This window comes from Methylobrevis albus (genome assembly GCF_015904235.1).
Lineage (GTDB): Bacteria > Pseudomonadota > Alphaproteobacteria > Rhizobiales > Pleomorphomonadaceae > Methylobrevis_A > Methylobrevis_A albus.
This window is the reverse complement of record NZ_JADZLT010000052.1, coordinates 148304-161503: the sequence shown is the minus strand read 5'-3', so window position 1 is coordinate 161503 and position 13200 is coordinate 148304. Positions and strand designations below refer to the sequence as shown.

General features: G+C 70.1%; 10 protein-coding genes and 1 pseudogene. 1 reads left to right on the top strand and 10 read right to left on the bottom strand.

Features of this window, described 5'->3' with window-relative positions; all coding sequences use genetic code 11:
• Positions 1–62 precede the first annotated feature (62 nt).
• The 4 genes and pseudogenes from I5731_RS14405 to I5731_RS14390 form a co-directional block, all read right to left on the bottom strand.
• Positions 63–1103 carry a CNNM domain-containing protein gene (locus tag I5731_RS14405; RefSeq protein WP_197312098.1) on the bottom strand — a complete coding sequence of 347 codons (1041 nt, stop codon included), beginning with the start codon at positions 1101–1103 and terminating at the stop codon, positions 63–65.
• A complete protein-coding gene (locus I5731_RS14400; RefSeq protein ID WP_197312097.1) occupies positions 1100–2473 on the bottom strand; it encodes a hemolysin family protein in 1374 nt (457 codons plus the stop codon). The genes I5731_RS14405 and I5731_RS14400 overlap by 4 nt, the downstream gene beginning before the upstream one ends.
• Positions 2474–3333: 860 nt before the next feature.
• Positions 3334–3525, bottom strand: a pseudogene (locus I5731_RS14395) (GMP synthase (glutamine-hydrolyzing)); the annotation flags it as partial.
• A gap of 2 nt (positions 3526–3527) precedes the next feature.
• Positions 3528–4100 carry a TetR/AcrR family transcriptional regulator gene (locus I5731_RS14390; protein WP_235981799.1) on the bottom strand — a complete coding sequence of 191 codons (573 nt, stop codon included), beginning with the start codon at positions 4098–4100 and terminating at the stop codon, positions 3528–3530.
• Between the two features lie 163 nt (positions 4101–4263).
• On the opposite strand from I5731_RS14390, the gene I5731_RS14385 reads away from it, so the two are divergent.
• The gene (locus tag I5731_RS14385) at positions 4264–5340 is read left to right on the top strand and encodes an aldo/keto reductase (protein ID WP_197312095.1); all 1077 of its coding nucleotides are present in this window, start codon (positions 4264–4266) and stop codon (positions 5338–5340) included.
• 241 nt (positions 5341–5581) lie between these two features.
• On the opposite strand, the gene guaA is transcribed toward I5731_RS14385, so the two are convergent.
• The 6 genes from guaA to I5731_RS19830 all read right to left on the bottom strand — a co-directional run bounded on the left by guaA (position 5582) and on the right by I5731_RS19830 (position 13102).
• Positions 5582–7144, bottom strand: a complete 1563-nt coding sequence (gene guaA, locus I5731_RS14380; RefSeq protein WP_197312094.1) for a glutamine-hydrolyzing GMP synthase — start codon at positions 7142–7144, stop codon at positions 5582–5584.
• A 148-nt stretch (positions 7145–7292) separates the two neighbouring features.
• Positions 7293–8618: an RsmB/NOP family class I SAM-dependent RNA methyltransferase gene (locus I5731_RS14375; protein ID WP_197312093.1), complete on the bottom strand. Its 1326-nt coding sequence runs from the start codon at positions 8616–8618 to the stop codon at positions 7293–7295.
• Positions 8618–9052, bottom strand: coding sequence for an MAPEG family protein (locus I5731_RS14370; RefSeq protein WP_197312092.1), 435 nt, complete (start codon positions 9050–9052; stop codon positions 8618–8620). Before I5731_RS14370 ends, I5731_RS14375 begins: the two co-directional genes overlap by 1 nt.
• Positions 9052–10557 (bottom strand): IMP dehydrogenase, encoded by a 1506-nt coding sequence (gene guaB, locus I5731_RS14365; protein WP_197312091.1) that lies wholly within the window; start codon positions 10555–10557, stop codon positions 9052–9054. Before guaB ends, I5731_RS14370 begins: the two co-directional genes overlap by 1 nt.
• 273 nt (positions 10558–10830) lie before the next feature.
• On the bottom strand, positions 10831–11658 hold the full coding sequence (locus I5731_RS14360; RefSeq protein WP_197312218.1) for an RlmE family RNA methyltransferase: 828 nt from the start codon (positions 11656–11658) through the stop codon (positions 10831–10833).
• Positions 11659–11713: 55 nt separating this feature from the next.
• Positions 11714–13102, bottom strand: a complete 1389-nt coding sequence (locus tag I5731_RS19830; RefSeq protein ID WP_197312090.1) for a Ppx/GppA phosphatase family protein — start codon at positions 13100–13102, stop codon at positions 11714–11716.
• Positions 13103–13200 lie beyond the last annotated feature (98 nt).

Here is a 13200-nt window from a genome sequence, read left to right as displayed (position 1 = left end):
CCGCCGCCGCGGCCGCCCGCGTGGCACCGGCCGTCCGCCGCGCGCGAACCGGTCGATGATCGTCATGCCGTCCTCGCTCCGGCCGGCGACCGGACAGCCACCACCCCCGCCGGGAGCACGTGCTTCAGGATGTCGGCGAGGGTGATGACGCCGCGGACCGCGTCGCCGTCCATCACGACGGCGATCTGCACGCTGGCACCCCGCATGCGGGCCAGCGCCTCGTAGACCGGCGCCTTCGCTGCGAGCTTGAAGGCCGGGCGGGCGCTGTCCCGCGCGAGTTGCGTCGTCGGCAGCGTCAGCGTGTCCCGCACATGCACCACGGACGGCGCCGCGCCCTCCCCGCCGAGCATCAGGATGCGCATGTGTCCCGACTGCAGCGCGACGGCACGAAGCTCGCCCACGGTCGCGGTCGGCCCGACATGGACAGGCGACCGCGTGACGAGTGCCTCGACCGGCAACTTGCCGAGATCGATCAGTCCCGAGATCTGCTGCTGGATCTGCGGGTCGAGCGTCCCGACCTTGGCCGAGTGCTCGACCAGCTGGCGGATGGTCGCGCTGTCCTGGCCGCCGACGGCCGCACTCTCGACAGGCTCGACGCCGCTCGCCCTGACCAGCCGGTTCGCCATGCTGTTGACCCAGCGCAGCAGCGGCCGCAACGGCCAGAGCATGGCGCGAGACAGCAGGCCGATCGCCAGCGCCGAGGTCTCGGGATGCGCGATCGCCCAGGATTTCGGCGCCATCTCGCCCACCACCAGGTGCAGGAAAGTGACGATGAAGAGGGCGGCGGCGAAGGCGGACGCGCCCGCCGCCCATTCGGGCAAGCCGAGCGCGGCGAAGACCGGCCCGAGCCAGACGTCGAAAGCCGGCTTGGTGACCGCACCGAGACCGAAGGTCGAGGCGGTGATGCCGAGCTGCGCGCCCGCGAGCATCAGGGTCAGGTCGTTCATGCCGCGCAGCGCGGCACGCGCGGAGCGACTGTCGGCCGCCAGTTCCTCGAGCCGATGCCGGCGCGCGCCGAGCAGGGCGAATTCGATGATGACGCAGACGGCGCTGAGCGCGATCAGCGCGAGGGTCGCCAGCGCGATGAAGAGCGGATCGTTCATCGGTCGCCCTCCTCCGCCGCCACTTCGACGAGGCGCACGCGCACCTCGGCGGGCACATGGCGTTCGATGCGCAGCACATCGACCTCGAGCCGCCGTTGCACCAGCTCGTTGGTCGCGAGTTCCGCCGGATCGGCGGGGAGCGCGATCGTCACCGTCTCGCCTTCCGCGGGCAGGCCGCCCTTCTCGGCGATGAGCAGGCCCGCCACGGTCTCGACGTCGCCGCGCGGCAGGTCGTGGCCGATGGCACGCTCGACCTCGTCGAGATGCACGTCGCCGTCCATGAGCCAGACACCGTCGCCTTCGGACACGACGGCCTGCTCGGTCGCGTCGTCATGCTCGTCGGTGATCTCGCCGACGATCTCCATGGCGAGATCCTCGAGGGTCAGCACGCCGGCGAAGCCGCCATATTCGTCGATCACGCAGGCGAGCTGATTGGTCGTCCGCACCAGTTCCTCCAGGGCCGCCGGCAGGGGCATCAGGGTCGGGATCACCGGGGCGGGCCGCATCACTGTGAGGACCGACTCGCCCGTCTGGCCAGATTCCATGCGGGCGAGCACATCGGAGAGGTGAACCAGCCCGATCGGCGCATCGTCGTCGTCGACCACCGGATAACGGGTATGGGCGCGCGCCATGAGGTCGCGCAGATCCTCCAGCGTCGCCTCCGGACCGACCCAGTCGCATTGCGAGCGCGGCACCATGGCGTGCTCGACGGTGCGCTGGGGGAAATCGAGGATCCGATCCAGCATCACCGCGAGCTCGGCCGGCAGATCGCCGCTCGCGCGCGAGGCCGCGATGATGTGCGGCAGGTCGGCGGCCGAGGCGCTGACATCGAGGTCGTGCACGGGCTCGATCCGCAGCACCCGCAGCAGCAGGTTGGCCGACTTGTCGAAGATGGTGATCAGCCAGCCGAACACCCGCATGTAGAGCAGCGTGGAGCGGGCGAACGCCCGCGCCATCGGTTCGGCATTCGCGATGGCGAGGTTCTTCGGATAGAGCTCCCCGAAGATCATCTGGACGATCGTCGCAAGCACGAGGGTGGCGATGGTGCCGGTGGCGACCGCCACCTCGGTGGAAATGTTCGCCGCGCCGAGGAGCACGCCGAGCGAACGACCGACCAGCGGCTCGGCGACGAAGCCGACGAGCAGACCGGTGATGGTGATGCCGAGCTGGGCGCCCGACAGCATGAAGCTGGTGCGCCGAGTCACGGTGAGCGCGCGCTCGGCTGCGACGTCACCCTCGGCCGCCCGCGCGGCGAGCCGCGTGCGGTCCACCGCCATGTAGGCGAACTCCTGGGCAACGAAGTACCCGTTCACCGCGATGATCGCCAGAATGACGACAAGGCCGAGCAGCAGGCCAAGCAGCGCTTCCATCATCGTGGGATCACCAAGGCGAGGGTCGGTCGTTGAGCGGGCGGGCCATCAGGATTGGGCACGGCGGTTTCATCACCTGTTGCTGGAGGAAGGGGTCGAGGCGCAAGCGGGAAAGGCGACGCAAGGCAACGATGCCAGGGCGCCGTAGGCTGATCACGATGCACGGTGCGCGTTTGGCGCTGCGGGCATGGCCGATCGGCCTGCAGCCGGCGCAGTAGGGCCTGACGGCTTGGAAATATGGCGGCAAGCATTTCGGTGGTGCGGGCCGGACCGGCCCGGCGACTACTGCCGCAGGCGTCGGCAGCCTGGCGGGAGGAGCGGCATGCCGGTCGGCGTCGCGACAGCGGCCGCGGATGCCGGCCCCTCGACCATGCTCCAGCGGCGGTCGCCCGGCGGCAGCTCGCTTGCGCCGCAATCGCAGCGGCGACGCCGGCCGGACCAAGCCGCGATGCCCTCGCCGCCGGACACGACCGGGCACGGGGAGGATATGAACACTTGGAACGTTGAGAGAATGCGGAGCCGGCAACGCGGCGAGGCGCGCCGAAAGCCGGGCGTCCCGGCGCAAGGCGGCGATCTCGCATATCGCCGCGGCCCGAAACAGCAGATCGCAACCGACCCGGCCAACCGGGCACAGCTTCAGGGGGCTTCGAGGGCGGACTTGGCCCGTCGGGTCCCAAGTTAGAACTCCCGTTTCGACATGGAAGCTTATGTAGGTCGCACCTCGCGATTTGTCGAGCGCGTGGCGTTGTGGTGCCTCGCCATAGGCATCGATCGATTGCCCGGCCGGCCCGGCCAATCGAAACCCCGTCCGTCCGCTGATCCGCAGCGAAGAGCCGGAGCGCCCGGCCCGGTGAAGATCCCTCCCAATCGATCGTCCCCGGCGGCTTTCTGGTCGCGTTGTAAACCACCCGGTTCACGCCCTTCACTTCGTCGATGATCCGTGTCGCGACACGGCCGAGGAAGGCCATGTCGTAGGGGGAGAAGTCGGCGGTCATGCCGTCGACGGAGGTGACGGCGCGGAACTCGAGGACGTTTTCGTAGGTGCGGCCGTCAATCAGCCGTCGTCCCGGTCTGGACATCCGCATGCCCCATCGGCTTTCGGCCACGCAGCCAGTGCAGCCGAAACGATCCCGAGCAGGGAAGAGCGCGATGCTCCGTCGCGCGCCAGAACCGACATTCCCTGGACGACAGCCATGATGAGGCCAGCCAGCGCAGCGGCGTCGGTGGCGCCGGGCAGTGCGCCGTTCGCCACGTCGGAGTGGATGCGCGCTTCAAGACTAGCGGCGATCGACTTGCGAATGCCGGCAATCTCGCCCTGAACGTCGCGGGCTTCAGCCGAACCACTCGCGGTCGCGCTGGCGAGCAGACATCCCTTGGGCGTCGCCTCCCCGGTAAACGCGATGGCGGCGCTGGTCAGCATCGCGTTCGCAGCATCGTACGCCGTCGGCGCGCCCCGGATCTCGCCGGCCATCACTTCGGGGTCGCCGGCGTAGAGGCGTGCCGCTTCGAGAAACAAGCGCTTCTTATCGCCGAACGCACTGTACAGGCTGGGGGCCGTCACCCCCATCGCCGTCGTCAGATCGACGATCGAGGTCGTCTCATAGCCGTGCTGCCAGAAGGTCAGCATCGCTCGTTCGAGCGCAGCGTGGCGGTCGAACGAAAGTGGCCGTCCGGTCTTTCGGCGCGAGGGAGGCGGCTTCGAACCTTTCATAGTGATCACTCGGGAATGGGTTGACTCGACCGGCCCGACCTAGCATGGCTTTCATAACGAACGCTATGAAAGATCCTCCATGTCCCTCACCGATTTCCGCACGCTTGGCCGGTCCGGCCTCGTCGTCAGCCCACTCGCACTGGGTACAATGACCTTTGGTCCCGGCGAGTGGGGTGCCGACGAAGCGACATCCCGCGCAATCTTCGATGCTTATCGCGCGGCCGGGGGCAATTTTGTCGACACCGCCGACATCTATTCAGGTGGCGAGAGCGAGACGCTGGTCGGCAAGTTCATCGCCGACAGTGGCAGCCGGGACGAGGTCGTGCTCGCGACAAAGTTCGGGTTCAACGGCTCGGCGAGCCCTCTGAGCGCGACCCAAGCCGGCGGGGGCAATCCCAATGCCGGCGGCGCGGGTGCGAAAAACATTCACCGCGCACTCGATGCCTCGCTGAAGCGGCTCGGGACCGACTATGTCGACCTTTACTGGATGCACGTCTGGGACGGCGTGACGCCGGTCGAGGAAATCGTTCAGACGCTTGGCGATCTCGTTCGTGCCGGCAAGATCCGCTATTTCGGCTTCTCGGACATGCCCGCATGGCTGGCGATGAAGGCCGCGACGATCGCCAGCGAACGCCGCGTTCCCGGCCCGATCGCGATGCAGCTCGAATACTCGCTGGTCGCCCGCGATGTGGAAGCGGAGCACTTCCCCGTGGCGCACGAAGCCGCGATGGGGATCATGCCCTGGAGCCCTCTCGCGGGAGGTTTTCTCACCGGCAAATACGCACGCGAGAACACGGCGGGCACCGGCCGACTGAGCGGTGCCAACCCATTCGGCAACAGCAAATTCGTCGATCGCAACTGGGACATTCTCGATGTCTTGAAGGCGATCGCACTCGAACTCGATCGACCGCCTGCGCAGGTGGCGTTGGCCTGGACGTTGGCCCGACCCGGTGTGGCATCGACGCTGATCGGCGCGAGCAAGCTGTCGCAGCTGGAAAGCAACATTGCTGCGGCGGAGTTACGGATGACCGCCGACCAGATGCACCGGCTCGACATCGCCAGCGCGCCGGAAACCGGATTCAGTGCCTCGTTGGCGCAACCGTTCATTCGCCGCATGATTTTTGGCGGGCACGGTGTCGTTGGCTGGGGCGCGTGAATGGCGGGAGGCGCGGATGTTGTCCGTTTTCCGTTTGACGATGCATGGCGAAAAGGCGCATCCGCGCTCGGGTGCCTCCGACCGTTGACTGAAGACGGGACCGTGCTGAGAGCATCCGGTCGGTTTTCGTCGATCGGAATTGCTGAACGGCCGAACAAAAGCGGGCAAAGAGCCTTCCGGCTTATTTGCCCGCCAGTCAGTCAGCTAAAGGCACAGCCCAGAAGGGCTGTGCCTTTCATCGTCATTCCCACTCGATCGTCCCCGGCGGCTTGCTCGTCACGTCGTAGACCACCCGGTTCACGCCCTTCACCTCGTTGATGATCCGTGTCGCGACGCGGCCGAGGAAGGTCATGTCGTAGGGGTAGAAGTCGGCGGTCATGCCGTCGACGGAGGTGACGGCGCGGAGCGCGAGGACGTTTTCGTAGGTGCGGCCGTCGCCCATCACGCCGACGGTCTGGACCGGGAGCAGCACGGCGAAGGCCTGCCAGATCGCGTCGTAGAGGCCGGCTTTCCGGATCTCGTCGAGATAGATCGCGTCGGCCTGGCGCAGCACGTCGAGCTTCTCGCGGCTGATGCCGCCCGGCACGCGGATGGCGAGGCCGGGGCCCGGGAACGGGTGGCGGCCGATGAAGGTCTCGGGCAGGCCGAGCGTGCGGCCGAGCGCACGGACTTCGTCCTTGAAGAGTTCGCGCAGCGGCTCGACCAGCTGCATGTTCATCCGCGCCGGCAGGCCGCCGACATTGTGGTGCGACTTGATCGTCACCGACGGGCCGCCGGTGAACGACACGCTCTCGATCACGTCGGGATAGAGCGTACCCTGCGCGAGGAACTTCGCCGGCTTGCCGTCCAGCGCCAGCTTCTTCGCCTCGGCCTCGAACACCTCGATGAACAGGCGGCCGATGATCTTGCGCTTCGTCTCCGGGTCGGCGACGCCGGTGAGCTCGCCGATGAAGAGGTCGGCGGCATCGACGTGCACGAGCGGGATGTTGAAGTGCTCGCGGAAGAGGGTCACGACCTGCTCGCCCTCGCCGAGCCGCATCAGGCCGTGATCGACGAAGATGCAGGTGAGCTGCTCGCCGATCGCCTCGTGGATCAGCACCGCGGCGACCGCCGAATCGACGCCGCCCGACAGTGCGCAGATCACGCGCTCAGGTCCGACCTGCGCCCGGATGCGGGCGATCGCCTCCTCGCGGAACGCCGACATCGACCAGTCGCCGGCGACGCCTGCGACGTTGTGCACGAAGTTGGCGAGCAGCTTGGCGCCGTCCGGGGTGTGCACCACTTCCGGGTGGAACTGCACGGCGTAGAAGCGGCGATTCTCGTCGGCGATCGCCGCGAACGGCGCGCCCGGCGACGTCGCGACCACCTTGAAGCCGTCGGGCAGCGCGGTCACCCGGTCGCCGTGGCTCATCCAGACCTGGTGGCGCGTGCCCTTGGCCCAGATCCCCTCGAACAACTTGCAGTCCTCGGCGATCTCGATGAAGGCGCGGCCGAATTCGCGGTGGTTGTCGGGTTCGACGGCGCCGCCGAGCTGGGCGCACATGGTGTGCTCGCCGTAGCAGATGCCGAGCACCGGGATGCCGGCGTCGAAGATGGCCTGCGGCGCCCGCGGCGAGCCGATCTCGGAGGTGCTGGCCGGGCTGCCCGACAGGATCACCGCCTTCGGCTGCATCCGCGCGAAGGCCGCCTCGGCCGACTGGAACGGCACGATCTCGGAATAGACCCCGGCCTCGCGCACCCGGCGCGCGATCAGCTGCGTCACCTGGCTGCCGAAGTCGATGATGAGGATGGAATCATGGCTCATGGCGGAAGCTCTCCGAACGGCGCCGCGGCGGCGGTGTCGGAGCGAACCGACCGCCGCCGGGCTGGAAACAACGCGCGCCCGGCGACGGCCGGGCGGCGGGACGGGATGCCCGAAGCCGGACGCAGCGGCGCGACGAACGGGGGACCCGTCAGTCGGCGCGGCGCAGGCGGGCGATGAAGAAGCCGTCGGTGCCGGTGGCGTGCGGCGTCAGCCGCGCCGCCGTACCGGCCCCGAGGGGAACGCGGGTCGTCTCCGGCAGCGGGCGCGCCGCGACGCGGCCGAGCGCTGCCGCGGTGTCCTCCAGCCGGAAGTCGCGCCGGGCGGCGAGGAAGGCCGCGACCTGGTCCTCGTTCTCCTCCGGCAGCACCGAGCAGGTGATGTAGCAGATGGTCCCGCCGGGGCGCACCAGCTGCGCCGCGGCGCCGAGCACGCCGCGCTGCTGCTCGCGCCGCATCTCCAGCGCGCCGGGCGCAAGGCGCCACTTGGCGTCGGGCCGCCGGCGCCAGGTGCCGGTGCCGGTGCAGGGCGCATCGACGACGACGAGGTCGGCGCTGCCCGCGAGTGGCGCCAGCGGATCGCCGCGGCCGGGGTCGAGCACCTCGATGCCGGACGCCCCGGAGCGCGCGATGCGGTCGAGGATGTCGCCGAAGCGGCGCTTGTCGTTGTCGTAGGCGAGGATGCGGCCGGCGTCGCCGAGGGCAGCCGCCAGCGCCAGCGACTTGCCGCCGCCGCCGGCACAGAGGTCGATCACCACGGAGCCCGCGGCCGCCGGGCCGAGGGCTTCGGCCGCAACCAGTGCCGCGAGCTGGCTGCCCTCGTCCTGCACCTCGAACCAGCCGCGCTTGAAGCTGAGCTCCGAGACGAGGTGCGGCGCCTTCTCGTCCCCCGGCCCGACCGGCACCCGAACGCCGACCGGCGACCAGGTCGCCGCGATGGCGCCGGCGCCGGCGAGGTCGGCGAGCACGGCATCGCGGTCGGCCTTCAGCGTATTGGCGCGCAGATCGACGTCGGCGCGGGCGGCGAGCGCCCTGCCCTCGGTCTCGAGCCGGTCGCCGAACACGCGGGCGAGCGACGGCACCAGCCAGCCGGGCAGGTCGGCACGGGTCGCGATGTCGGCGTCGTCCGGCAGCGTCGCCGCGGTCAGCGCCGCGGCCTCCGCGGGCGTCGGTGGCGCGGGCGCATGCCGGTCGGCCGGGTCGGCGGCGGCGGCGAGACCGTCGAGGCCCTTGCCCCACTGCAGCGCATAGGCGGCGAACACCAGCGCGCGCGGATCGTCATTCCCCATGATCGCGCCGAGCGAGGCGCGCCGGCGCAGCACGTCGTAGACGAGGTTGCCGATGGCGGAGCGATCGCGCGAGCCGGCGAAGCGGTGCGTCAGGCCCCAGTCCTTCAGCGCGTCCTGCACGGGGCGCCGGCGGGTTTCGAGATCGGCGAGGATCTCGATCGCTGCGGAGATGCGGCCACCGTCGCGCATCAGCCCGCCATCCCGAGCACGATGCGAAGCGTGAGGATCACCGCCATCACCGCGATGCAGGCAACGCCCGCGGCGAACATCCTGAAGCGCGGCAGCACGTCGTTGCTGCCGGTGTGGACCGCCATGTGCAGGATGCGGAAGCCGACGAACACCCAGGCGAGCACCGCGACGGCGAGATCGGCCATGCCGAGCGCCAGCGCCAGCAGCCCGACGGCGTAGAACAGCGTCGGCGTCTCGAACTGGTTCTGCATGTTGTTGGACATCTTGCGCACGTCGTCCGGCCACGCACCGGTGTCGAGCGCGATATCGGCGAGGCGCACGCGGCGCGCCCGCACCGCGCCGACGCGCGCCGCCCCCGCCCGCAGCATCGCCACGATGCTGAGGGCGATCTGCGCGAGCAGCGCGAGGGCGAGCAGCGCGGCGGCCGTCGGCATCACACGTTCCCCGGATAGTTCGGGCTCTCGCGGGTGATGGCGACGTCGTGGGCGTGGCTTTCGCGCATGCCGGCCGGCGAGATGCGGATGAAGCGGCCCTTGTCGCGCAGCTCCTCCAGCGTGTGGGCGCCGACGTAGCCCATGGCGGCGCGCACGCCGCCGGTGAGCTGGTGCAGGATGCTGGCGACCGGGCCCTTGTAGGGCACCTGGCCCTCGATGCCTTCCGGCACCAGCTTCAGCGCGTCGGTGACTTCGGACTGGAAGTAGCGGTCGGCCGAGCCGCGCGCCATCGCGCCGACCGAGCCCATGCCGCGGTACGCCTTGAAGCTGCGGCCCTGGTGCAGGTAGACCTCGCCGGGGCTTTCCTCGGTGCCGGCGAACAGCGAACCGATCATCACGGCCGAGGCGCCGGCGGCGAGCGCCTTGGCGATGTCGCCCGAGAAGCGGATGCCGCCGTCGGCGATCACCGGCACGTCGGCGTCCTGTGCCGCCTTCACCGATTCCATGATCGCGGTGAGCTGCGGCACGCCGACGCCGGCGACGATGCGGGTGGTGCAGATCGAGCCCGGGCCGATGCCGACCTTCACGGCGTCGGCGCCCGCATCGATCAGCGCCTTGGTGGCGTCGGCGGTGGCGACGTTGCCAGCGAGGATCTGGGTGCGGTTGGAGATGCGCTTCACCCGCCGCACCGCGTCGAGCACGCGCTCGGAATGGCCGTGCGCGGTGTCGACGACGAGGATGTCGACCCCGGCATCGATCAGCCGCTGCGAGCGCTCGTAGCCGGCGTCACCGACGGTGGTCGCGGCGGCGACGCGCAGGCGGCCCTGGTCGTCCTTGGCGGCGTTCGGATGCAGCTGCGCCTTTTCGATGTCCTTGACGGTGATCAGGCCGATGCAGCGGTAGCTCTCGTCGACGACGAGCAGCTTCTCGATGCGGTGGCTGTGCAGCAGGCGCTTGGCCTCGTCCTGGCTGACGCCGTCCTGCACGGTGATCAGGTTGTCCTTGGTCATCAGCTCGCTGACGGGCTGGTTCGGATTGGTCGCGAAGCGCACGTCGCGGTTGGTCAGGATGCCGACCAGCTTGCCGACCACCTGGCCGCCGGCGCCGCCGTTTTCCACCACCGGAATGCCGGAGATGCGGAACGACTTCATCAGCCCCAGCGCCTGCTCCAGCGTCGCGTGCGGGCCGATCACCACCGGGTTGACGACCATGCCGCTCTCGAACTTCTTCACCTGCCGCACGTGCTCGGCCTGGATCTCCGGCGTCAGGTTGCGGTGGATGACGCCGAGACCGCCGGCCTGCGCCATCGCAATGGCGAGCCGCGCCTCGGTGACGGTGTCCATGGCCGAGGAAATGATCGGGATGCGGATGTCGATCTCGCGCGTCAACCGGGTGCGCAGGTCCGTATCGGACGGCAGCACCTCGGAATGACCCGGCAGCAGCAGCACGTCGTCGAAGGTAAGCCCGAGCGAACCGCCGTGGGCGGGATCGAAGAAGATCGCCATGAACCAACTCCTGAAATGACCTGACGCCCCGCGGAGACGAATCTCCGAAGGGCGTAATCCCGTCGCCGCGCGACCGGAACGTCAGGCGGAAAGTTGGCGCCGGTCATTAACACGGGCATGACGTGTTGCAAAGCCGGAGTCGTCGCTGCAGGGCAGCCCTGCGACGCGGGACCAGCCGCGGCAGGCTGCGGGCGCCGCGAGGGTCACATCGCCGAAGCCCGCGGGGCACGCGCTCCCGGCGCCCTGCCCGTTTCCTGGGCCGTCCGCACGGGCTCAGTCGTCTCTCGCCTTGGCGCGCGGGTCCCAGCCGCCGGCGTCCTCGGCCGGCATGTCCTCGGCGCCCCAGTCCTCGGTGCGGGCGTCCGCGGGCCGCTCGTCGTCGGCGACCATGGTCGTGGCTGCCGTCTCGTCGGCCGCCTCGACCGGCGCCTCGCTCCGCCCGCGAAAACCGCGGGCGATGACGTAGAGCTCGGGGCTTTCCTGCCGGCTGGCCGGCGGCTTCACGTGGCCGATGCTGGCGAAATCGCGCTTCAGGTCGGCGAGCAGCGTGTGTTCGGTGCCGCCGCGGAACACTTTCGCAAGGAACACGCCGCCAGGTGCCAGCACGTCGCGCGCGAATTCGGCGGCGACCTCGCAGAGGTGAACGATGCGCAGGTGATCCGTCGGGGTGTGACCCGTCGTCGGCGCCGCCATGTCGGACAGCACGAGGTCGACCTTGTGGCCGCCGAGCGCCGCAACCAGCGCGTCCGGCGCGTCGTCGTCGAGGAAATCCTTCTGCAGCATGATCACGCCGGGAATCGCGTCGACCTCGAGATAGTCGATGCCGACGACAAGCGGCCGGTCCGGCGTCGAGTGCACCTTGCGCGCGGCGACCTGGCTCCAGCCGCCGGGCGCAGCGCCGAGGTCGACCACGCGCTGGCCGGGTTTCAGCAGCTTGAACTTCTCGTCGATCTCGATGAGCTTGTAGGCGGCGCGCGAGCGCCAGCCCTCCCGCTTCGCCTTGACGACATAGGGGTCGTTGAGCTGGCGTTCCAGCCAGCGCTGCGACGACGCGGTGCGGCCGCGCGCGGTCTTCACGCGCACTTTCAGGCCGGTGTTCATCCGGCCGCTACCCTTGGCGCCGACCTTGGTCGTCGGCTTCTTCGGCGGTTTCTCGTCAGCCACGCGCGCCTCCCTGCTCTTCGGCGCGCGGCGCCGGCCGCCGCCGCCAGACGCCGTCGCGCGCCATCAACTCGACGAGAATCCCCTCGCGCAGACCGCGATCGGCCACCCGCAGCGTCTGGCACGGCCAGCGCCGGCGGATCGCCTCGAGGATCGCACAGCCCGCCATGACGAGGTCGGCGCGGTCGTGGCCGATACACGGGTTCGCCACCCGCTCCTCGAACGGCATGTCGAGCAGCTGGTCGATCATGCCGCCGACCTCCTCCGACTTCAGCCACACCCCGTCGACCCGGCGCCGGTCGTAGCGCTTCAGCCCGAGATGGACGCCGGCGAGCGTCGTCACCGTACCCGAGGTGCCGAGCATGTGCACGCGGCCCTCGGCGATCAGCCGCGGCAGTTCCTCGATGCCGGCGAAGGCGTCGAGCATGCCGTTCACCTCGGCCACCATCTGCTCGAAGATCTCGCGCGTCACGCAGACGCCGCCGTGCCGCTCCGACAGCGTGACGACGCCGACCGGCAGCGACGTCCACGCCCGGATGAACCGCGTCAGCGCGAAGCCGCGCGCGTTGCCGCGCTGGCGCAGATCCAGCCACACGAGTTCCGACGAGCCGCCGCCGATGTCGAACAGCAGAACGCCGTCGGCCTGCGGATCGACCAGCGTGGCGCAGCCCGCCACCGCAAGGCGCGCCTCGGTCTCGCGGTTGACGATTTCCAGCGACAGGCCGGTCTCGGCGCGCACGCGCTCGAGGAACTGCGGGCCGTTGTCGGCGGCGCGGCAGGCTTCCGTCGCGATCAGCCGCATCCGGCGCACCTTCAGCTCCGCCATCTTGGAATGGCAGACCGCCAGCGCCTCGACGGCGCGCTCCATCGCGGCCTCCGACAGCCGGCCGGATCTGCCGATGCCCTCGCCGAGACGGACGATGCGCGAGAACGCGTCGACGACCCGGAAGCCGCGCTCCTGCGGCTCCGCAACGAGAAGGCGGCAGTTGTTGGTGCCGAGATCGAGCGCCGCATAGAGCGGCCGCGTCGCCGACGCCGCCCGCGACGAGGCGCGGATCCCGCCGCGCCGCAGCGGCGCCGAGCCGCCGTCGCCGGGGTCGCGATGCCCGCCAGGCGGATCGTACCTGGCCGGATCGTGCCGGGGAGAGTCATGGCGCGGGGCCTCGGCCCGGCCGGGCTCACCGGCCGGCCCGTCACGGCGCACGGCATCGTGGCGCTGCGGATCATGGCGCTGGGGATCGTGACGCGGCGCTTCGGCGCGATGGCGGCCGCGACCGCCGTCGGCGCGGGGGCCGTCGCCGCGCTCGCGCCGCCGCTCGCCCCGCCCGTCCGCCGGCCGCCCGTCGGCACCCACCGGGCCGCCCGGCCCGCGGACACCGCGCACACCGGCGCCACCCGCCGGCTCTGGCCGCGGGGCTCCGGACGACGCGCTGCGCTTGCGCCGCCGCCGCTTGCTCTTGCTGTCAGTCGCCTTGACGGCGG

Bases quoted from the DNA above. Each gene is read 5' to 3' on its own strand.
- I5731_RS14405 (WP_197312098.1), bottom strand. From the start codon at position 1,103: ATGAACGATCCGCTCTTCATCGCGCTGGCGACCCTCGCGCTGATCGCG.
- I5731_RS14400 (WP_197312097.1), bottom strand. From the start codon at position 2,473: ATGGAAGCGCTGCTTGGCCTGCTGCTCGGCCTTGTCGTCATTCTGGCG.
- I5731_RS14390 (WP_235981799.1), bottom strand. From the start codon at position 4,100: ATGCTGACCTTCTGGCAGCACGGCTATGAGACGACCTCGATCGTCGAT.
- I5731_RS14385 (WP_197312095.1), top strand. From the start codon at position 4,264: ATGTCCCTCACCGATTTCCGCACGCTTGGCCGGTCCGGCCTCGTCGTC.
- guaA (WP_197312094.1), bottom strand. From the start codon at position 7,144: ATGAGCCATGATTCCATCCTCATCATCGACTTCGGCAGCCAGGTGACG.
- I5731_RS14375 (WP_197312093.1), bottom strand. From the start codon at position 8,618: ATGCGCGACGGTGGCCGCATCTCCGCAGCGATCGAGATCCTCGCCGAT.
- I5731_RS14370 (WP_197312092.1), bottom strand. From the start codon at position 9,052: ATGCCGACGGCCGCCGCGCTGCTCGCCCTCGCGCTGCTCGCGCAGATC.
- guaB (WP_197312091.1), bottom strand. From the start codon at position 10,557: ATGGCGATCTTCTTCGATCCCGCCCACGGCGGTTCGCTCGGGCTTACC.
- I5731_RS14360 (WP_197312218.1), bottom strand. From the start codon at position 11,658: ATGAACACCGGCCTGAAAGTGCGCGTGAAGACCGCGCGCGGCCGCACC.